This is a genomic window from uncultured Kordia sp. (genome assembly GCF_947496985.1).
In the GTDB taxonomy this organism is placed as follows: domain Bacteria; phylum Bacteroidota; class Bacteroidia; order Flavobacteriales; family Flavobacteriaceae; genus Kordia.
In genome coordinates this window covers 67,859-93,373 of sequence record NZ_CANMEZ010000015.1, presented here as the reverse complement: position 1 = coordinate 93,373, position 25,515 = coordinate 67,859, and the positions used below count along the sequence as shown (strand labels likewise).

Here is a 25,515-nt window from a genome sequence, read left to right as displayed (position 1 = left end):
TTATCACAAAGAAACGATACAAACAATTGCAGACAACTACATTGCTGCACTACAACATATTATATCACATTGTAATGAATTTTTCGATCATGAAGAAGAAGATCAAGACTTTGAAATCTCTTTAATCTAACCGAATTAATTCATTAAAAACCACACCACATGGAGACCAAAAATATTCACGAAATCATTGAATTTCTAAAAAGTAATGGAATCACATTATTTGTAAAAGAAGATCAATTAGGGATCAAACGAAAAAAAGGAAGTGAACTATCAGAAGATATCTTAGCAACCATAAAATCCAATAAAGAGCAACTGATTTCTGTCTTAAGCAGGCAAAAAAGTCAATCACGAAACAAAATAAAAACTGCGAGTGATTACGGTTTGCCAATAAGCGTTACCAATAAGGAATTGGCAGATTTCTTGAAGTTATCAGCGCATCAGAGTAATATATCTGATATCTATCCGCTTACGCCACTACAAGAAGGTTTATTATTTCACAGTCTCTATGAAGAGAATACATCTGCATATATAGTTCAGTTTCAGTGTGATTTGGTCGGAACTTTCTCAAAAACATCATTTGACAAAGCTTGGGCATATCTATTAGAAAAACATACCATCTTACGGACGGCAATCTTTACGGAAGCACTAGATCTTCCTGTGCAATGTGTTTATGATCGTGTACAAATGCCTGTCACAGAAATTGATTATAGTGAACTATCAGAAGAAGAAAGAAATACAAAAGTAGATGTGTTTTTAGAAAACGATAGAACTTCTGGATTCTCACTCGAACAAGCACCATTATTCCGTGTCACCTTACTCAATTTAGGGAACAATCGTACACGAATGGTATTTACAAACCATCATATTTTGTGGGATGGATGGTCGTTTTCGAGTCTTATGGGAAGTTTTATGGCGTGTTATACACAACTTGAAACTGAAGGTACATTGCCAAAAGTTACATTGGATGATTATGGTGCACACATTCGTAGAATTTCAGGAAACAATGACAGTATCGGCCTATCGTATTGGAAAAAATATCTATCGGAAGTTACGTCTCCAACCTATTTCCCTTTCATAAATGATGTAGCAAAGCGAAACAAAGTATTTGGAAATACAGACGATTTATTAATACTACCAAAAGGATTTAGTGTTGAAATAAACAAATATGCAGAGCAAAATAGAATAACTGTAAACACTTTATTACAAGGAGTTTGGTCGTTTTTACTATCAAAATATACAGCACAAGAAACGATTGTTTTTGGAGCAACAGTTTCAGGAAGAGATTCCAATGTAAAAGGAATAGAAGACAAAGTTGGACTCTATATCAACACAATTCCTGTGTGCAGCCAGGTTAATCAGGATACAAAAATTGCAGATTGGTTACAAGAAATTCAAAACGAACATACAATAGCGCGTGAAGAACATAGCTACCTTCCATTAAGCAGTGTAGAATCGCAAAGTACGGTAAATGGTTCATTATTTGACAGTATTTTGGTATTTGAAAACTATCCAGTAGAAGAAATTTTATCAGAATCAAAATCGAGTTTTGAAATTGAAAATGTCGAAGAAACGGAAAGTACAAACTATACACTGGCAATAAGCGCAGCACAATCAGGGAATGGTTTAGCAATAAATTTTATGTACAACAATACAATTGTTGACACTGAAATGATTGCAAAAATCAAAACCCATATGCAAACGCTATTAAAAAGTTTCTTAACAGCAGAAAAAGTAGCAGATTTACAGTACCTAACCATTGATGAGCAAACAGAATTGTTGGATGTATTCAATACCACTTCCGTAGAATATCCTCAGAAAGAAACCATAATAAGTCTATTTGAGTCACAAGTAGTAAAAACACCAAATGCAGTTGCGGCGGTGTATGAAGATCAAAAACTAACATACAAGCAACTTGATGCACAATCGAATCAATTAGCACATTACTTACGAGAAAAAGGCGTAAAAGAAGAAACGTTTGTACCAATTTGTGTAGAACGTTCATTACACATGATTGTTGGAATGTTAGGAATTGTAAAAGCTGGTGGCGTATATGTTCCAATAGATCCAATTTATCCGCAAGAACGTGTAGATTTTATCTTGAATGATCTCAAGGCAGAAATAGTTGTCACAGCAAACGCTTTCGCGGAATTCTTCTCAGAAAACATTGAAGTATTAGAACTAGATACTATATCAGAAACGCTAGAAAGTTATTCAACAGGCAAAACAAAAAATACAATAAAAAGTGATCAATTACTCTATGTAATCTATACATCAGGAACCACAGGAACGCCAAAAGGAGTGCTCATCACACATGAAAATGTGGTGCGTTTATTCTACAATGAAGACTCATTATTTGATTTTGATGAAAAAGATGTGTGGAGTATGTTTCATTCGTACAACTTTGACTTCTCAGTATGGGAAATGTACGGCGCCTTACTCTTTGGAGGAAAACTAGTAATTGTACCAAAATCATACACAAAAGATCCAGATTTATTTGGAAGCTTACTATCAAATGAAGGAGTTACAATATTAAATCAAACACCATCATCATTTAGTGTATTACAAGAACGCGTCTTACAAAACAAGCTAGACTTACAAGTCAGATATGTCATCTTTGGAGGAGAAGCACTGCATCCACAAATTGTAAAAAACTGGAAAGAAACATATACGGATTGTAAAATGATCAATATGTATGGAATCACGGAAACGACGGTTCACGTAACATACAAAGAAATCACGGAAAAAGAAATAGCATCAAATCAAAGTAACATTGGAGTTCCAATACCAACGTTAGGATGTGTGATTCTTGACGATTCACAAAAACTAGTTCCAACAGGTGTACAAGGAGAATTATATGTTAGTGGAGCAGGATTGGCAAGAGGTTATCTAAACCGAGAAGAACTAACCAAAGAACGATTTGTCACACTCAAAATAGGAGAAGAAGCAAAACGATATTATCGAAGTGGTGATTTGGCAAAAATCAACACAGATGGCGAATTAGAATACCTAGGAAGAAAAGACGATCAAGTAAAAATACGAGGATATCGAATAGAACTTGGCGAAATAGAAGCTGCTTTAGAACAAATTAAGACAATCAAACAGTCGGTTGTATTAGCAAAAGAAGCCACTACAGGAGATAAGCAATTAGTTGCATATATTATCACAGAAAAAGAATTTGATCAAAAGGCAATTCAGGAAGAACTTACTACAAAAATTCCTGAATATATGGTTCCTAAACTCTATGTTTCATTAACTGAATTTCCATTAACATCAAATGGAAAAATAGACAAGAAAAACTTACCTTCTCCAGCTTCTGACGATTACAAAACGGCAAACTATGTTGCGCCAACAACGGAAATAGAAAAACAATTAGTAGCAATTTGGGAAGAACAATTAGAACTTCCACAAGTTGGAATCTATGACGATTTCTTTGAATTAGGAGGTGATTCCATCAAAATTATTCGTTTAGTTAGTGTATTAAACAAACAATTTGATACAAAAATAGCATTAGCAAAATTCTATCAAAATCCAACAATTACACACCTTGTTAACTTAATTGATGGAGAAAAAGAAACGGTTGATGAAAGCACTAAAGCTCGATTAATCATTGAAAAAGAACTGGAAGATATTGCGCTATCCGTTCTAAACAGTCATCCTGAAAAAGAACGCATTGAAAATGTGTATCCTATGAGTGATATTCAGGTTGGAATGGTGTTGACAAGTGAAATGATGCGTGGTGATGGGGAAATTGGAATTTACCATGATCAAATGGTTTCGCAAGTAGGTTCATTAGAAATTCCACTTATGGAAAAAGCACTGAATTTACTCGTAAAAAAGCATGAAATCTTGCGTACATCTTTTCATTTATATGAATTTAGTCAACCAATTCAAATTGTACACAAAGCAAAAAAGAATTCAATTTTAATTGAAGATATTAGCGAAAAAACAAGTGAAGAACGTGAACAATACATCAATGATTTCTTAGTAAAAGAACGTTCAGAAAATCCTTTTGATGTCACAAAAGCTCCACTTTGGCGTATTCATATCTTTCAAATAAACGATTCTGATTCCATTTTTATGTTCCAATTCCACCATGCAATCATTGATGGTTGGTCGGACAAAAGTTTCCGTTCAGAGCTGATGCAAACCTATTTGGAGTTACAGAAAAATGAAAACTTCAAACCAAAGAAACTTGCAATCGGACTTAAAGAAAGTGTGATTTCAGACCTATTAGAACTTAAAAATGAAGAAAATAATACCTATTGGAAGGAAAAACTTCAAGGTTACAAACGATTAGATATTCTCAGTAATGAACGTCAGTATCATGAAACAGGAATCATTTACAGACAAGAATTTTATGAAAAAATCATAGCTAAATGTAAAGAAGATCACATTACGCCAAAAAGTTTATTTGTTGCAGGATATTTGTATACGTTGAGTTTATTCTCTTTGGAAAAAGATATGACAGTCGGAATGGTTTCGCACAGAAGACCTATTGCTGAAGATGGTGATAAACTATTGGGTTGCTTCTTAAATACTGTTCCGTTCCGTTTCAATACGGAAACTATCGGAAATGATTCTTGGCTTGCATATATCAAAGAAATTGAAGCTGCATTGCAAGAACTCAAAGGAAAAGATCGTTTCTCATTATTAGAAATTTCAAAACTGCATAACGAAAGCTCACAAAACAACCCGTTTTTTGATGTAATGTTTAACTATGTTGATTTCCATGTGATTGATAATTTGATGGAAAATAAAGAGTTTGAAACGCATACGAATCAAAAAGAAACGACAGAATTGGCTGTTGGTGATTTTGAACGTACCAACACATTTTTAGATATAACTGTAAGTTTAACAGGAAATGAACTAACGATTTCGGCGAGTCAAACCAAGAAAATAAAATCAGGTCATCGTTTAGAAGATGTTGTTGATTATTTTGATAATTTCTTGAATAACTATCTTGAAAATTCAGAGGCAAAAGTCAATAGTACAGCAATCTTATTCGAAGATGAACAAACACAACTTTTAGAAACCTTCAATAATACGAAAGTTAACTATGGCGAAGGAAAAACGGTTTTAGATGTATTTGCAGATCAAGTTGCGAAGAATCCGAATGCTGTTGCGATTACATTTGAAGAGATAACACTTTCGTATCAAGAATTAGATGCAAAATCGAATCAAATAGCAAATTACTTAGCAAAACAAAATTTACAGGCAAACAGTTTAATTCCATTATGTATCGAACGTTCAGTGGAAATGATAATTGGAATCTTTGGAATATTAAAAGCAGGTTTTGCTTATGTTCCAATTGATCCAACAAATCCACAAGCTCGAATAGATTTCATTCTAGAAGATATTTCTACAGAAATCATATTGACAGAAAGTTCATTAGAAAATAGATTTGTAGAAGCAAATCAAACGGTTATTTCTTTAGATGTGTTAAACTTTGAAAATGAGGGAAATACGTTTGAATCAGAAGTAAACGAAGATCAATTAGCATACATTATTTATACCTCTGGAACGACAGGAATTCCAAAAGGCGTAATAATTGAACACAAATCGTTGTTCAATTTCATACATGGTTTTTCTGAATTATATGATTTTTCGGCTGCAGCCAGAATCGGATTCAAAACGAATTATGCTTTTGATGTTTCGGTTCATGAAATCTTCGGTTGGATCAAAGATGGTGGAAGTGTGGTAATACTTCCAAAAGATGCTGAAAAAGAAGCAAAAGGACTTATCGAGCGTATTGAGAAGTATAAAATTACACACCTAAACTTAGTACCTTCGTTATTTTCAGTTTTACTTGAAGAATTACAATTTACAGACAAAGAAACGCTTTCAAGCTTGGAATACTTTTTCTTAGCAGGCGAAGCATTGCCAATTCAATTAGTAAGAAACTATGATGCATTAGGTTTTGAAGCAAAGTTGGAAAACATATACGGACCAACAGAAGCTACGATTTACAGTTCATATTACAGTACAGAAAACTTAACAGACGATCAAACAAGTATTCCAATTGGGAAACCAACGCTCAACACACAATTATACATTTTAGACGAACAATTATCATTAGTACCAAGTGGCGTTATTGGCGAATTGTGTATCAGCGGAAAAGGCTTATCGAAAGGTTATTTAAACAGAGAAGAATTAACAGAAGAGAAATTTGTAAATCATCCGTTTAGAGAAGGAGAGAAGCTTTACAAAACAGGCGATTTAGCAAAATGGCTTCCGGATGGAAACATTGCATACATTGGACGAAAAGACGATCAAGTAAAAATACGAGGATACAGAATTGAGTTGGGTGAAATAGAAACAGCTTTAGATAAGTTGGAAAACATCAAACAATCGGTTGTTGTAGCAAAAGAAGACAATACAGGAAGTAAGCAATTAGTAGCGTATTTTATCGCAGAAGAAGAAATTGATTTTACAGAAATCCAAGAATCATTAGCTAGTGAATTACCAAATTACATGATTCCGAACCGTTTTATACAATTAGAAGAATTTCCACTAAATGCAAACGGTAAAATCAACAAAAAGGAACTTCCTGAATTAGATACAACCGCATTAAAAACAACAACATACAAAGCACCAACAACGGAAACTGAAAAGCAATTAGTTGCTATTTGGGAAGAACTATTAGGAATAGAAAACATAGGCATAAAAGACAACTTCTTCCAACTTGGAGGTGATTCTATCAAAGCGATTCAATTGGTAAGTCGTAGCAAAATGGTAGACATTCATTATCAAGTTCGCGATATTTTTACACATCAAAATATAGCACAAATTGCATTACATGTAAAAGATGCAAGTACACTCATTCAAGAAACAGGTGTTTTAAAAGGCGAAGTCGTATTACATCCAATTCAAAAACAATTCTTCGAAAAAGAAAACGAATCATACAATCATTACAATCAATCTGTATTATTAACGCTTTCTAAATCAATCACTGAGAAAAATCTAGCGGAAGCGATAAGCTTATTGTATAAACAACACGACGCGTTACGTTTACACTTTCAACTTGAAGAAAACATAATCCAAACTTACGGTACACAAAAAGCTAGTTTGCAAGTAGAAACGGTAAATTCAGTAGAAGATATTTCAGAAATATGTGCAAAAGCGCAAAAAACCTTAGTGATTGAAAAAGGTGATATTGCACGTTTTGTATGGATTCAAACACCAAATGAAGAAGCAGAAAATCGTTTGTTTATAGGAATTCACCATTTAGCAATTGATGGAATTTCATGGAGAATCCTATTAGAAGATTTTACAAATATTGTTGAAAATCAACAAAAAGGAATTACAAATTCATTACCAGAAAAAGGAACATCATACCGTCAATGGACAAATGCTTTAGAAAATTATGCAACTTCGGCAACTTTAGAAAATGAAGCAACATATTGGAAAGAAGTATTATCCAATCATGGAAATTTGCCAACAGATACTTCGCATGAAGCATCAATTACGTTTCAAGAAACTAAAAATTATAGTGTTTCTTTAGACAAATCGGCAACACAATCATTGGTACATGAAGTGCACAAAACGTATGGAACTGAAATCAATGATATCTTATTAACTGCATTAGCGATGTCATTACAATCGTGGGTAAATGCTCCAAAAGTAGTTATAGGATTGGAAGGTCACGGACGTGAAGAACTATTCGATAATATCGATATCAATCGTACAATAGGTTGGTTTACAAGTTTGTATCCAGTTTGCTTAGATATGAAAAACACTTCCAATATTGGAACGTTACTAGCAGATACAAAAGACATGTTACGTGAAATTCCAAACAAAGGAATTGGATATAGTGTATTGCGATATCTTTCTGAAAAAGAACAGATTAAAACAGAATTGTCTGTTGCATATGAAGAAATCATCTTCAATTACTTAGGAAGTTTTGACAATAGTGTTTCTTCGGAAAAAGACAGTTTGGTTGGTTTTGCAAGTGAATCAGCAGGTGAAACCATGGGCGCAAAAAATAAATATCCTTATAAGTTCTCAATCAATAGTATGATTGTAGAAGGTTGCTTACAACTAGATTGGGATTACGATGCAAAACGTTACAATAAAGAAACGATACAACAACTTGCAGACAATTATATTACAGCTTTACACTCAATAATTGAACATTGTAAAGCGACAGAAACACCTATAAAAACAGTAAGTGATTATAAATTACCAGCATCAATTAGTAACGAACAGTTAGCAAACTTTACAGCATTAGCTAAACATCAAAGTGAAATTGAAGACATTTATTTGTTGAGTCCTTTACAGGAAGGGTTTCTATTCCATAGTTTATATGACGAAGATACTTCTAGTTATATCATCCAATTTCAATGTGATATTATAGAAGGTTTCTCAGAAAACTCATTTCAAAAAACATGGAAATACTTAATGGAAAAGCATACAATTCTAAGAACAGCAATGTTTACGGAAGAATTGGCGATTCCTGTACAATGTGTTTATTCGGAAGTTGAACCACCAATTACTACCGTTGATTATAGTAATTTAACAGGTGAAGCTTTAAATGAAGCAGTAGAAACATATATAGAAAATGATAGAACTGCAGGATTTGATTTAGAAAATGCGCCACTATTTAGAATATCATTACTAAACATAGGAAACAATCGTACGAAAATGGTATTTACCAATCATCACATGTTGTGGGATGGATGGTCATTATCGAGATTAATGAGTAGTTTCATGTCGTGTTATTCACAATTAGAAACGAACGGAACGCTTCCTGAATTGTCATTTGATAACTATGGTGCACACATTCGTCATATCTCAGGAATGAATGAAATAAAAGGTGAAAACTATTGGAAAGAATATTTATCAGAAGTAAACTCGCCAAGTTACTTACCATTCATCAAAGATGCTTCCAAACGAAATAAAATCTTTGGAAATACGGAAAAAGATTTCACATTCAAAGGCGACATTCAAGCATTTATAGAAAAGCATCATATAACCATGAACACCTTGGTTCAAGGAGCTTGGTCGTACTTATTGTCAAAATATGCAAATCAAGAAACAGTTGTATTTGGAGCCACAATTTCTGGAAGAGATGCTGGAATTGAAAATGTAGAAGAAAAAGTAGGTTTATATATCAATACAATTCCTGTAAGTAGTACTATAAAAGGAGAAGTAAAAGTTTCGGATTGGTTACAAGAATTGCAAAAAGAACATACTGTAGGTAGAGAAGCATACGGTTTTATGTCGCTAAACACGGTAGAATCACAAAGTGAAGTAAGTGGATCATTATTTGATAGTATCGTTGTTTTTGAAAACTATCCTGCAGAAGAAATATCATCTGAATCGAGTGCTAAATTCATGATTGAGAATGCAAAAGGTGTAGAGCGAAATAACTATTCGCTCTCACTAAGCATTTTTCCAGCAATAGAAGGAGTTACAATTAGATTTGGTTACAATGATGGAGTAATTGCTGATGAAACTATAGAAATGATCAAAGGTCACTTGGACTCACTCTTAGAAAGTTTCTTAAGCGATGTAGAAAATATTAAAGATTTAAATTACTTACAAGCAGCCGAAAAGAAACAAATTCTAACAGATTTCAACAGTATAAAAGCAAGCTATCCAACAGAAGAAAATGTAGTAAGCCTGTTTGAAACACAAGCTGAGAAAACACCAAATGCTATTGCAGTTGTATATGAAGATGTACAATTGACCTATAAAGAGTTGAATGAAAAAGCAAATCAAGTAGCGTATTACTTAAAAGAAAGTTACAAAATAACAAGTGTTGACTATATAGGAATCATGATGAAACGCTCTGATTGGATGTTAGTTTCCATACTTGGAATTTTAAAATCGGGCGCAGCCTACGTACCGATTGACAGTAACTATCCAATGTCGCGAAAATCGTTTATGGTAGAAGATACCAAGATTAAAGCTTTGCTAATTGCTTCGGAAGACTTATTTGAAGCCATGGAACTCAATGTAAGTTTATGTTCAGTAGATATTGAATATGATACAATGGTAACCGATATGCCACATGCGGAAAACTTACAATTAGACAGAAAACAGTCAGATGTAGCTTATACAATCTATACATCAGGTACTACAGGGATTGCCAAAGGAAGCATCATTACACATGAAGCCATTGTCCGATTGGCAAACATGACGGAATTACCTCTAAATGAAGAAACACGCATACTACAATTGGCGTCTATTTCGTTTGATGCAGCAACTTTTGAAATATGGTGTTCTTTATTAAATGGTGGACAATTAGTAGTATATCCGCATCATGAAGTTGATCCTGAATTAATAAACGATACCATTCAAAAAAATAAAGTAAACACAACTTGGTTTACGTCTGGTTTATTAGATCAATGGGTTGAAAGTGATATATCTCAATTACCATTAACATATATGCTATGTGGAGGAGATGTATTAACACCTTCAAGCATTTCATTATTGTATGATAAATTACCACAAATAACAATCATAAATGGATATGGACCAACGGAAAATACAACGTTTACAGCCTGTTATCGAATACCAAAAGACTTTGATGCACACAAAAGTATTCCAATTGGATATCCAATCACAGGAACTTCTATCTATATTCTTAATGACAATCTAGAAATTGTTCCAATAGGTGTTGCAGGAGAATTATGCACAGGCGGCGCAGGATTATCCAAAGGATATCTAAATCAGCCAGTATTAACAGCAGAGAAATTTATTTCGAATCCATTTGTAAAAGGAGAACGCTTATACAAAACAGGTGATTTAGTAAAATGGTTGCCAAATGGAAGCATTGAATTCATTGGAAGAAAAGATGATCAAGTAAAAATACGTGGATATCGTATAGAACTTGGCGAGATAGAAGCGGCATTAGAAAAAATTGAAGAAGTAAAACAATCGGTTGTATTAGCACGCGATGATGAACAAGGAGGAAAACAATTAGTAGCCTATACCGTTTCAGATGTATTACTAGATAGCAAATACCTTCAAACTGCTTTAGAAGCAAAACTACCCGAATACATGATTCCTAAAGCGTATGTAAACCTTACGGAATTTCCACTAACAACAAATGGAAAAGTAGATCGGAAAGCATTACCAACTCCAAGTATAGATGCCTATCAAACATCAGCTTACATAGCGCCAACAACACCAGAAGAGATACAGTTAACAGAAATCTGGCAAGATTTATTAGGAATTGATCAAATAGGAATAGAAGATAACTTCTTCGAATTAGGTGGCGATTCTATCAAAGCAATTCAGTTGGTGAGTCGTAGTAAATCATCTGGTTTGTTTTACAGTGTAAAAGATATTTTTGAACATCAAACCATTTCAGAAATAGCAAAACGACTCAAAGAGGCAAACACTATCATAAAAGAAAGTGGTGTTTTAGAAGAAGAAGTTGCTTTGCATCCAATTCAAAAACAATTCTTTGAACATAACTATATAGAATTCAATCATTACAATCAATCTGTATTAGTAACAATTCCAAAAACGATTTCAAAAAGAACATTAGAAAATGCAGTTGAAAAATTGTACAAGCATCATGATGCATTACGATTGAGCTATCAAAAAGATGAAAATAATACATATCCAACTCAAAAATATGGTACACATGAAGTTGTTTTAAAAGTTGAAAAAGTGATGGCTGTAGCCGAAATATCAACGTTATGTAACAAATACCAAACTGATTTAGATATTCATAAAGGTGACATTGCACGTTTTGTATGGATTCAAACACCTGAAACGGAAGAAAAAAATAGAATATTCATAGGAATTCATCACTTAGCTGTAGATGGTGTTTCATGGAGAATTCTATTAGAAGACTTTACAGATCTTATTAAAAATGAAACAACTTCATTGCCAGCAAAAGGAACTTCATATCGTCAATGGACAACAGAATTACAAAAGTATGCTGAAAAAATTACAATAACAGACGAACAAAAATACTGGAAAAAAGTATTAGCAAATTACAAACCGTTCCCAGTTGATATCTCACACACGGAAGAAGTTACAAACAAAGAAACGGCAAGTTATAGTGTTTCTATTAATACTGAAAAAACACAAACATTATTACAAGAGGGACATAGTGCATACGGAACGGAAATCAATGATGTATTACTTACAGCTTTAGCTATAGCGATGCAAGAATATATAACAGGAAACAAGCTTGTTATTGCACTAGAAGGTCATGGACGTGAAGAATTGTTTGATGGAGTTGATATCAACCGAACAGTAGGATGGTTTACAAGTATGTATCCTGTATGTTTACAAACAAACAACAATACAAATCTTGGAACACTTTTAACAGATACAAAAGATATGTTACGTCGTATTCCAACAAAAGGAATTGGATACGGAGCATTACGTTATTTAGCTACTGATGAAGATATCCGAAATGATTTATCCGTTTCCTATGAAGATATTATTTTTAACTACTTAGGAAGTTTTGATAATAGTGTTTCTGCTAAAGAAGAAGGCATCATAGGTTTTGCTGAAGAAATTGCCGGAGAAACGACAGGAAGCAACAATACAAATCCACACAAACTATCAATCAACAGTATGGTAGTTGAAGGTGCATTACAATTAGATTGGAATTATGATGCAAAACGTTATCATGAAGCAACAATTAAAGAATTCGCAACACGTTACACAAATGCTATTGACGAAATCATAAAACATTGTACAGCAATTCCTAAAAAAGTAAAAACGGCAAATGATTTCGGATTGCCATCAGAAATTTCAAATGCTGAATTACTAGAATTTCAAAATTTAGAAATACATCAAAACACCATTGAAGATATATATCCACTAAGTCCGCTACAAGAAGGATTATTATTCCATAGTTTATATAACAATAATACAGCGGCCTATATAGTTCAATTTCAATGTGATATTGTTGGAGAATTCTCAAAAGAATCTTTTGAAAAAGCATGGGCTTATCTACTAGAAAAACATACAATCTTGCGCACAGGAATTCACACGCAAAACATTTCAATTCCTGTACAATGTGTTTATGAAAATGTAAAAGTTCCGCTAACAATAATAGATTACACTGATTTATCAGCAAAAGAAGCGGCAAAAGCATTACAAACATTTATTCAAGAAGATAAAAATTCAGGGTTTGTCTTTCATGAAGCGCCATTATTCCGTATCACATTGATTCATACAAGAAACGGACGTACTAAAATGGTTTTCACCAATCATCATATGTTATGGGATGGATGGTCACTATCAAGGTTAATGGAAAACTTCATGAAATGTTATACAACCATTGAAAAAAATGATTCACTTCCTGTATTACCAAAAGACAATTATGGAAGTCACATTCGACATATCATATCTAAAAATGAAGGACATGGGAAATCTTACTGGAAATCCTATCTAGCAAACATTTCGGAACCAAGTTATTTACCATTCATAAAAGATGCTTCCAAGCGAAATAAAATATTTGGAAACCAAGAGCGCGAATTTGTATTAACGGTAGATATGAATACCAAAATTTACGCATACGCAGAAAAGCAACGAATTACGGTAAACACTCTATTACAAGCTACTTGGGCATACTTGCTCTCAAAATATACACAACAAAATGAAGTCGTATTTGGAGCAACTATATCTGGAAGAGATTCTGATGTAGTAGGAATTGACGATAAAATCGGACTATACATCAATACAATTCCCGTATGTAGCACAATTGACGAAACTCAGGAAATTTCAACCTGGTTGCAAACGCTACAAAAGGAACATACAGAAGCAAGAGAAGAATATGCATACTTGCCTTTGAGTACAGTAGAAGGGCAAAGCAATGTAAAAGGTTCTTTATTTGATAGTTTAGTCGTTTTTGAAAACTATCCTGTAGAAGAAATCTCTTCAGAAACCAACATTAACGAAGGTTCAAGTTTTGGGTTAGAAAATGTAAAAGGAACGGAAAGTACAAACTATTCACTATCACTGGTTATTTTACCTGCAAAAGAAGGGTTAACAATCCGATTTGGATACAATGATGCGTTAATTGCAGAGGATACAATTGAGATGATTGAATTGCACATAGAGCAACTCTTAGAAAGTTTCTTAACAGCAGAAAAAGTAGCAGATTTACAGTACCTAACCATTGATGAGCATACAGAATTGTTGGATGTATTCAATACCACTTCCGTAGAATATCCTCAGAAAGAAACCATAATAAGTCTATTTGAGTCACAAGTAGTAAAAACACCAAATGCAGTTGCGGCGGTGTATGAAGATCAAAAACTAACGTACAAGCAACTTGATGCACAATCGAATCAATTAGCACATTACTTACGAGAAAAAGGCGTAAAAGAAGAAACGTTTGTACCAATTTGTGTAGAACGTTCATTACACATGATTGTTGGAATGTTGGCAATCGTAAAAGCTGGCGGAGTATATGTTCCAATAGATCCAATTTATCCGCAAGAACGTGTAGATTTCATCTTGAATGATCTCAAGGCAGAAATAGTTGTCACAGCAAACGCTTTCGCGGAATTCTTCTCAGAAAACATTGAAGTATTAGAACTAGATACTATATCAGAAACGCTAGAAAGTTATTCAACAGGCAAAACAAAAAATACAATAAAAAGTGATCAATTACTCTATGTAATCTATACATCAGGAACCACAGGAACACCAAAAGGAGTGCTCATCACACATGAAAATGTAGTGCGTTTATTCTACAATGAAGACTCATTATTTGATTTTGATGAAAAAGATGTGTGGAGTATGTTTCATTCGTACAACTTTGACTTCTCAGTATGGGAAATGTACGGCGCCTTACTCTTTGGAGGAAAACTAGTAATTGTACCAAAATCATACACAAAAGATCCAGATTTATTTGGAAGCTTACTATCAAATGAAGGAGTTACAATATTAAATCAAACACCATCATCATTTAGTGTATTACAAGAGCGCGTCTTACAAAACAAGCTAGACTTACAAGTCAGATATGTCATCTTTGGAGGAGAAGCATTGCATCCCCAAATTGTAAAAAACTGGAAAGAAACATATACGGATTGTAAAATGATCAATATGTATGGAATCACGGAAACGACGGTTCACGTAACCTACAAAGAAATCACGGAAAAAGAAATAGCATCAAATCAAAGTAACATTGGAGTTCCAATACCAACGTTAGGATGTGTGATTCTTGACGATTCACAAAAACTAGTTCCAACAGGTGTACAAGGAGAATTATACGTTAGTGGAGCAGGATTGGCAAGAGGTTATCTAAACCGAGAAGAACTAACCAAAGAACGATTTGTTACACTCAAAATAGGAGAAGAAGCAAAACGATATTATCGAAGTGGTGATTTGGCAAAAATCAACACAGATGGCGAATTAGAATACCTAGGAAGAAAAGACGATCAAGTAAAAATACGAGGATATCGAATAGAACTTGGTGAAATTGCAGCCACATTAGATCAATTAGAATCTATCAAAAAATCGGTTGTTGTAGCCAGCGATGACAAATCAAATAAGCAATTAGTAGCTTACATCATCACAGAAAAAACAGTAGATAACAAAACAATTCAAGAAAAACTAGCAACAAAATTACCTGAATACATGGTTCCAAAAGTATACATTACTTTGGACACATTTCCACTAACAAACAATGGGAAAATTGATAAAAAAGCACTGCCAGCGCCAATAGATATTGATTATCAAACTACGGCATATGTTGCACCAACAACAGAAATAGAAAAACAATTGGCAACTATTTGGCAAACACAACTAGAAATAGAACGTATCGGAATTCATGATAATTTCTTTGAATTAGGTGGAGATTCTATCAAAGTCATTCGCTTGATAAGTGTTTTGAATAAACAGTTTAACACGAAAATTCCAATCGTTAAATTCTATCAAGCACCAACAATTGTAAACCTTGCAATGTTGGTTACGAATGAAAACAAAGAAGATCAAACGGTAGTGTATTCAACTATCGAGGAAGAATTAAAAGCGACAATGTTATCAGTTGTTAACGATCATCCAGATAAGGAAAAGATTGAAAATGTGTATCCTATGAGTGATATTCAGGTTGGAATGACATTGACAAGTGAAATGATGCTATTAAATGGTGAACTAGGAATTTATCATGATCAAATGGTGTCGCAGGTTAGTAAAATAAATGTTCAACTCATGGAAAAAGCACTACAATTAATGGTGCAAAAACATGAAACATTACGTACATCTTTCCATTTATATGACTATGCAAAACCCGTTCAAATCATAAAGAAAGAGGTCGAAGTTGCTATAAAAGTGATTGATATTAGTGATAAAACTGACGAAGTAAAACAAGAAACTATCAATACTTTCTTAATAGAAGAACGCGAACAAAATCCATTTGTAATTACAGAATCACCACTATGGCGAGTACATGTTTTCGAAATGGGAACTTCCGATTCAATGTTTGTTTATCAATTCCATCATGCTATCATGGATGGTTGGTCTGACAAAAGTTTCCGTTCGGAACTCATGCAAACCTATCTAGCGTTAGAAAAAGATGAAAACTATCAGCCAACTCCTTTAGCTATTAACATAAAAGAAAGTGTGGTTTCAGACATGTTAGAGCTTCGTAATGAAGAAAGTATTAATTATTGGACAGACAGATTAAAAGGGTACAAACGATTAGACATTTTATCAGACGAACAGTTTTATGATCAGTCTAATAAAATGTATGCACAAGATTTTTATCAAGAAATTTTAGCAAAATGTAAAACGGATCATATCGCACCAAAAAGTTTATTCTTTGCAGGATACTTATACGTATTAAGTTTATTTTCTTATGAAAAAGACCTTACTGTTGGAAAAGTGGCACACAGAAGACCAATAGCAGAAGATGGAGACAAACTTTTGGGCTGTTTCTTAAATACAGTGCCTTTCCGTTACAACATGGATCAAGTACATACAAATACGTGGATAGAGTATATCACTTCCGTAGAATCGTCTCTGAACGAGCTCAAAGGGAAAGATCGTTATTCATTATTAGAAATCGCAAAACAACATCAAGAAAATACAGATCAAAGTCCATTCTTTGACGTTTTATTTAACTATGTAGACTTCCATGTAGTTGATAAGTTGATAGAAAGTAAAGCATATGAAGATCATGTATCACAAATGAAAGTTGGTGATTTAGCCGTAAATGGTTTTGAACGTACAAATACGTTTTTAGAATTCATAGTAAATGTAACAGGAGATGAAATGATGATTTCTTTTAGTCAAACCAGAGCATTCAAATCTGGTCATAACTTAGAAGAAGTATTTGTGTACTTTGATAATTTCTTACACAATTATTTATACAATGACACGTCTATAACAACTCATACAACAGTACTATCAAGTGAAGAACAGGAAACTTTAGTTAAAAAGTATAATGCAACTACAATTGACTATACGGAAGAAACTGTATTAGAATTATTTACAAAAAAAGCACAAGAAAGTCCTGAAAAAATAGCTGTTGAATTCAATGGAACAGAATTAACATATAAAGAATTAGATGAACAATCTAGTCAGTTAGCAAATTGTTTACAATCTGAATATAAAGTTGAAAAAGGAAATCATGTTGGTATCCATTTAGATAGAAGTGAAATCTACATACTCACAATTCTAGGAATCTTAAAAGCAGGTTGTGTATATGTTCCAATTGATACTACCTATCCAGTTTCGCGTAAGCAATACATACTAGAAAATGCCGAAATCAATCTGTTAATATCGGATACCAATTATATGTTTGAGTTAGATTATTACAACGGAACGTTATTGGCTTTAGATGTAGAATTTGATGCAAATCAATTTAGTACGGAACTTAAAACACAAGTTACATTACAAGATACTGCGTACATTATTTATACATCCGGATCAACAGGAAATCCAAAAGGAACACCAATAATACATGATTCATTAGCAAATTATGTACAATGGGGAAGTAATTGTTATGTTGAAAAAAGAGCGCAAGCGAATTTCGGATTATTCACATCACCTTCTTTCGATTTAACAATTACAAGTATCTTCTTACCGCTTGTAACTGGCGGATTAATTACTGTATTTGATGAAGCACAAGATACAATTGCTGTATTATACGATTATATCGAAAATGGAATATCGAGTATAAAAATGACGCCTTCACACGTAAGTCTATTAAATGAAATAGAAATAGAAAGTGATACGTTGAAAGTAGCAATAGTAGGAGGAGAAGAACTCAAAACCACTCATGTAGAAATACTAAAAAGAATAAACCCGAACATCAAAATTTTCAATGAATATGGCCCAACAGAAGCAACTGTAGGTTGTATGGTTCATGAAGTAACAATTGCAAACGATATATCTATAGGAAACCCAATTGCCAACACAGAAATTTATATTGTAGATACCAATACTAATTTAGTTCCAATTGGAGGTACAGGAGAACTTTGTATAAGTGGAAAAGGATTATCAAAAGGATATCTAAATGCTCCGGAATTAACGAAAGGTAAATTCATTCCAAATCCATTCAAAAAAGGAGAACGTTTATACAAAACGGGTGATTTAGGAAAACGATTATCGGACGGAACTATTCAATACTTAGGCAGAATTGACGATCAGGTAAAAATAAGAGGATATCGTATTGAACTAGGAGAAATTGAAAATACAATCAATACAATTCCAACAATTTTAGAATCGGTAGTGTTTGCTACAGATGATCAAACAGAGGAAAAACAACTAATTGCTTATATAATAGCTTCGGGAGAAATAGATAAAAAAGATATACAATCTGTACTTGCGGAAAAATTACCCGAATACATGATTCCTAAGTTATACATGCAATTAGAAGCCTTTCCATTAACCACCAATGGAAAGGTTGATAAAAAAGCATTACCAGCAATAGATGATACTGCATATCAAACAGTTGAATACATAGCACCATCAACGCCAATAGAAACACAATTAGTAAACATTTGGCAAGAATTACTAGGCGTAGAAAAAGTTGGAGTTAGTGATAACTTCTTCGAACTCGGAGGTCATTCATTATTAGCAGTACGTATGGTATCAAGAATCAACAAAGATCTTTCCTTAAAACTGGATATCAGAACAATGTTTGAAATGACAAATATTTCACTATTAGCAGCTCATATAGCGCTTAAACAAAGTAATGTAGAAGACGAATCAAAAACATACAAACAAATAGAATTGTAACATATATCATACATGAAAATCATAGCATTCACATTTGCAGGCGGCAACAAATATTCATTCAATACACTATTTAAAAAAGAACTAAATACAGTTGTCTTAGAATATGCAGGAAGAGGAACTCGAATGGCAGAAAAATCATTTACAAATTTGGATGATGTAGTTGCTGATTTATTTCCGAAAGTTCAAAAAGAAATTGAATCAAAAGAACCATACATTATTTACGGGCATAGCATGGGATCAATAGTAGCCTATCAAATGTGCAAAAAAATTGAAAAACTTGGATTGAAATTGCCTGTAAAATTAATTGTTAATGGAGTAAAAGGACCACAATACACAAAAGAAGAAAAAATTTCGGGATTGCCCGATCGTGAATTTTGGCAGGAAATTATAAAACTAGGAGGAATTCCTAAAGAAGTTGGAAACAGTCCAGAATTAGTGGACTTCTTTGCACCAATTTTAAAAGCAGATTACAAGTGTGTAGAAAGTTATCAATACGATGAAACATCGCTAAAACTGAATATTCCTATAGATGTTTTTTACGGTTCAGAAGAAGACATAAAAGAAGAAGAAATTTTAGGTTGGAAAGATGTTACAAACAAAGACGTAATCATAAAAAAATTAGCAGGAAATCATTTTTTCATATTTGAACATCCAGAATTTTTCAATACCTATTTTCAACAACAAATGTCATATAGTTATAAATAACATAAAAAAAGGCATTGCTAAAAAGTAAACTTACTAGGAAACAATTAACGAGTAGCATACCTAACATAAAAAATAACCACCATCAATTACTAAACTAATATTATGAAAGTTAACATCATTGGAATATCCGCCTTTTATCATGATGCATCTTGTTGTATTCTTCAAGATGGAAAGTTAATCGCTGCCGCAGAAGAAGAACGATTTACACGTATAAAATTTGATCCTTCCATTCCTAAAAAAGCATTAAACTATTGCTTGCAAGAAGCTGGAATTACATTAAACGATATTGATTGTATTGCATTTTATGAAGATCCAAGAAAGAAAATATCAAGACAAATTTGGAGCGGACTCATAAAAAATGACAGTACGCTAAAAGATACAAACTTCAATAAAGTAGCAGACGAAATTCGTGACGTATTAGGATATGAAGGTAAAATCATATATGTAGATCATCATGCTTCACATGCAGCAAGCGCGTATTATTTTTCAGGGTTCAATGATGCTGCATTACTCACAGTAGATGGTGTAGGAGAGTGGGCAACTACAACATATGGAACAGGAAAAGGAAACGATATCGAATTATTTGAAGAAGTTCACTTCCCACATTCAATAGGATTATTATACAGTACTATTACGAGTTATTTAGGTTTCCTCGTAAACAATGGAGAATACAAAGTAATGGGATTAGCTCCATATGGTGAAGCTATATATGTTGACAAGATTAGAGAGTTAATAGAATTGCATGAAAACGGGCAGTTCAAACTGAATATGAAATACTTCGATTTCGTAAAAGGAAATCGTATGTATACAGATTTATTGCCTGAATTATTTGGAAGCGCACCTAGAGAACGTGAATCAGAAATGGAACAATTTCACATGGATGTTGCCAAAAGTTTGCAAGTTGTTTTAGAAGAAACACTCATAGAAAAAGCAAACTATCTATACGAAAAAACTGGAGCAGACAATTTATGTATGGCTGGTGGAGTTGCACTAAACTGTGTTGCGAATGGTAAAATTCTTAAACACACAAAATTCAAAAAGCTATTTGTACAACCTTCTTCTAATGATGCTGGTGGCGCACTTGGCGCTGCAGCCCTAGCACATTTACAACTCACAGGTAAACGACCAATAAACGAACAAATTCCACATGTATATTTAGGACCTTCATACACTGCAGAAGAAATAAAACAAACATTAGGAGCAACAAATATCTACTATCAAAACTTAATTGGAGATCAAAAAAATCTCATGAAAGAAGTTGCTGCCAGATTAAGTGAAGGAAAGGTAATAGGATGGTTTCAAGGACGAATGGAATTTGGACCAAGAGCATTAGGCGCACGATCTATCATTGCCGATCCAAGAAATTCAGAAATGAAAGATAGAATCAATGCAATGGTAAAAAAGAGAGAAGGATTCAGACCTTTTGCGCCAGCAGCGTTACACGAAAAAGCGGCAGAACACTTCGATATCGATCATGAATCACCTTTTATGTTAGAAACCTGTCAAGTAATATCTAAACTAGCGCTGCCTGCAATTACGCATGTAGATGGTTCTGCACGTTTACAAACAGTCACTAAAGAAGCCAACGGACGTTTTTATGAATTACTGAAAGCATTTGACGAAATTACAGATTGTCCTATACTCTTAAATACATCATTTAATGTTCGTGGAGAACCTATCGTGTGCACACCTGAAGATGCTATAAGGTGTTTTGTAGATACAGATATTGACTGTCTAGTATTAGGAGATTTCATAATAGATAGAAGTCAAAACAACTTCGATTTATTACGCCTCTTTTTACAAAATGACGCCAATAAAATTAAAAGTGGTATTGAGCACGATGTATATACCTTCATATAAACAATAAAGTAGGACAAATTGGAAAATACAGATAAAATAAAACAACAAGCAGAAACATTATCACATCTATTGATGCAAGAACCAAAAGATATGGATACTATTAATTCCTTATTTGAGGAAATAGGAATCTCGACTTCATTGGTTGAAAAAAATGTAAAGAAAAGGAACCAAACTCTTTTTACAAAAACAGATACAGTTGGTATTTGGAAAAAGAAAATAGTCAATGGACAAGAAATATATCAAAGAGATATTGAAAAGTATGCAGAATGGCATTCATGGGCTAATGTGAATCAATTACCTGCAAAATCATATAAAAAACGGATTGTATTTTTAGGGGAATCGGTTGCAAGAGGCTATTTCTATGCACCAAAATACTCAGTAGCAAAAGAACTTGAAGGTGTATTAACAGCAAGTAATGCATTTAATGGAGTAGAAGTAATAGATCTATCTAAAAATAGTTTACTCATTGATGGATTGCAAGAACTTACGCAATCATGTGTGCAATTAAAGCCAGATCAGATAGTTGTATTTGCAGGAAATAATTGGGTACACAAACTCTATGAAGAAATCACGAAAGATGATTATAAAAAAATTGCAGAAATCTATGAAACAAAAGGCTACCAAGGTGTTAAAATTTACACAGAAAACAAACTTGAAGCCATTGTTCAGAATTACTTGAAAGTACTTGTAAAAACAAGCAAAATATATAAAATTCCTTTAATAATTATAATTCCAGGGTTTAATCTGCTAGACTGGAAAAGCGATGATACAGAAAAAATACTAACTAGATTATCTGGAAATCAAATTCAAGAATGGATTGCCGCAAAAAATGATGCAGATATTGCACTAGCGGCAAAAAATCATACTGAATTTAACGCAGCTGCAGAACGCTTAGTTACAATAGATCCTTCCAATCCAGTTGGGTTTGAGTATTTAGCAGAAAGCTACATTCATCAAAATAAATTTGATGCAGCTCGTGAATGTTTAGACGAATCAAAAGATACCATCCTATTTGGAAGAGGTATCAGTCCTAAACCAAGATGCTTCAGAATTATACGTGATGTCATAATTCAAACGGCTACAGAACGCAACATTCCATACATAGATGTACATAAAATATTTTTAGAAGAATACAGTAATGAAGTTGCTGGCAAAGAATTATATCTTGATTATTGTCATCTTTCCGAAAAAGGAATAAAAATGACGGCAAAATACACAGCTAAAACCATTATTAATACACTTACAAATCAAGAAATTTCTTTAGATTCAATTCCTGATTCCTCAATAAAACCTAGCAATGCTACTGCGGCAATAGCTCATTTTTGTGCAGCAATTCACAATGCACACTTTACACAACCAAAACACATACTAACATATCATTGTCAGCAAGCCGTTAATTTATATCCAGAAATTAAAGATATAATGTTGCAGTACATGAATTTTACTTCTCATAAAACATCTTCAATTCTTTGTGGCGCTTTTGAAAAAATTATTGTTGGCGGTCAGATGGAACAATACGAAGGAGGAATGTCTTTAATACATCCTAAAGGAAAAAAATTAATCGATATTGATTTGCTAGATGCTATCGTAGAAGCACTAAAAAGTATTGGTTATGACTATGAAAATGAGCTTAAAAAAATTCGTTTAAAAGAGCATGGAATTACTGATAAACCAACAGATTTACTAACTTCTTTTTACAATCTGAAAGGATACAATAGTTATAATACAACTACGTTTAGAAATTATTTGCAAATACGAAATCACACTAAGGAATTTACAATCATAACTTCTGGAAATGAAGATTTAGAAGCAAATATAGTTTACCGAATACCAACATATTTAAAAAACGGTGAGCTAAAAATATATATCAATACCAAAGAACAATTACTTACAACGCTACCATTTAGTAATACTTGGAAAAAACACACACTACAAATTCCTAGTAAATACCTACAGGAATGTGTCAACAAAATTATTATAGAATGTCCTGTGAAATACGATTCAGAAGAATTCTTAAAAACAGTAAAAGTATCGACGGCAATGGATTCATTCTTTCCAGTATTGGGAGAAATTTGTGCACTTACAATCACAACCAAAGCATAAAAGGAATAAACATTCAATAAAAAAACGCGCTCACACAATGATGTTTAAAATCACATTCAAAAATATACTTCTTATAAGTATATATTCATTGCTCAATACAGCATTAAGCTTTGGAATAATTTATATTATAAACAATGCACTCTCAGGCAATGAAGCTTTCTTACGCGATTATATTGGAATGGTTTTCATTGCGTTGGTAGTGTATAGTTATCTATTAAACGTAATCTTTCAAAAACAACTATATAAATTTACTTACGCTATTCTATATAGTGAAGAAAAAAAATTATTTAAAAAGATACTGGAAATACCATTAATACGACTCGAAAAACTTGGGCCACAACGATTTTATACAGCAGTAGAAGACTTACGAACATTCTCAACATTACCATTCACGGTAACAAATACAATCAATGCAGTATTAACACTAATTCTATATTTAGCGTACATGTTTACATTATCGTTTACATCAGCCTTTATTGTTATCATATTGATTATAATCGTTATATGTTCTTTCCTTATAGTGATGAAATTAATGTCTAAAAAAATAGTAAAATTGAGATCGTATAGCGATGAGTATTATAAATATGTAGATGATGTTGTAAAAGGATTTAAAGAATTAAAACTGAATTATTTCAGAAGAAAAAATTTAATGAGTCGTTTCCTCATTCCAAATCGTGAAAATGCAGAAAATTTAGGATATAAAGTGAATTTTGCCTTTTACCTTATTGGACTGATAACGCAATATGGATTGTATTTTGTAATCGCTTCCATCTTGTTCATATTACCTCAAATGGGATTATTAAACAGAGCAGACGTTATTGCATATGTAGTAATATTATTATTTATATCATCGCCAATATCAAGTTTAATGGATCTTCAACACACCTATACACAATTTTTGGTGGCACACAGGCGTTTGAAAACATTTGCAAAAGATTTTCAAATAGTAGAGTTAAAAGAAGAAAAAGAAAGAGAAGTAAGCTCAGATTTTTCTTCTTTAGAATTCATAGATACTGCGTTTTCTTATGACAATGATACAAACGAAAGTAACTTCTCATTAGGTCCAGTCAATCTAAAACTTGAAAAAGGAGAAGTCATATTTATTGTTGGAGGAAATGGTTCAGGTAAAAGTACTTTCATTAATATCTTAACAGGTTTATATCCAAATAGTGAAGGAGAATTGTTACTCAATAATGAAAAGACAGAAAACACAAAAGAAAAACTTCAAGACTTAACAGCAGCAGTGTTTACAAACAATTACATCTTCTCTCAAAACTATGAGAATTTCACTACGGAAGACAATCCACAATACAAAGAATTACTAAAAATAATGGAATTAGATACGGTTGTATTAGATGACAATGAAGACTCTGCCCGAAGGAATTTCTCAAAAGGACAAAGCAAGCGTATGTCACTCATATTTGCATTACTGGAGCAAAAACCAATATTAGTATTAGATGAATGGGCAGCTGACCAAGATCCACACTTTAGAAAATTCTTTTATGAAGAATTGATTCCGAAACTCCAAAAAGAAGGGAAAACGATCATTGCAGTAACGCATGATGACGCTTATTTCCATCAAGCAGATAGAATTATAAAATTTGACTATGGAAAAATTGTCAAAGATGTTCGTGTAGAAAACAAAACAAGTCTCATGAACGAAAAATGGTTATAACAAAC

Annotated in this window: 5 protein-coding genes; all 5 read left to right on the top strand. The window is 33.0% G+C overall.

Annotation, left to right across the window (positions count from 1 at the left end; all coding sequences use genetic code 11):
• The first annotated feature begins 159 nt into the window (after positions 1 to 159).
• The 5 genes from Q0828_RS23875 to Q0828_RS23855 all read left to right on the top strand — a co-directional run bounded on the left by Q0828_RS23875 (position 160) and on the right by Q0828_RS23855 (position 25,510).
• Positions 160 to 19,167: a non-ribosomal peptide synthase/polyketide synthase gene (locus tag Q0828_RS23875; RefSeq protein ID WP_298427782.1), complete on the top strand. Its 19,008-nt coding sequence runs from the start codon at positions 160 to 162 to the stop codon at positions 19,165 to 19,167.
• A gap of 12 nt (positions 19,168 to 19,179) precedes the next feature.
• On the top strand, positions 19,180 to 19,872 hold the full coding sequence (locus Q0828_RS23870; RefSeq protein ID WP_298427780.1) for a thioesterase domain-containing protein: 693 nt from the start codon (positions 19,180 to 19,182) through the stop codon (positions 19,870 to 19,872).
• Positions 19,873 to 19,974: 102 nt separating this feature from the next.
• A complete protein-coding gene (locus Q0828_RS23865; RefSeq protein ID WP_298427777.1) occupies positions 19,975 to 21,732 on the top strand; it encodes a carbamoyltransferase in 1,758 nt (585 codons plus the stop codon).
• 18 nt (positions 21,733 to 21,750) lie between these two features.
• A complete protein-coding gene (locus tag Q0828_RS23860; protein ID WP_298427775.1) occupies positions 21,751 to 23,835 on the top strand; it encodes a hypothetical protein in 2,085 nt (694 codons plus the stop codon).
• A gap of 37 nt (positions 23,836 to 23,872) precedes the next feature.
• The gene (locus tag Q0828_RS23855; RefSeq protein WP_298427774.1) at positions 23,873 to 25,510 is read left to right on the top strand and encodes a cyclic peptide export ABC transporter; all 1,638 of its coding nucleotides are present in this window, start codon (positions 23,873 to 23,875) and stop codon (positions 25,508 to 25,510) included.
• The last annotated feature ends 5 nt before the right edge of the window (positions 25,511 to 25,515 follow it).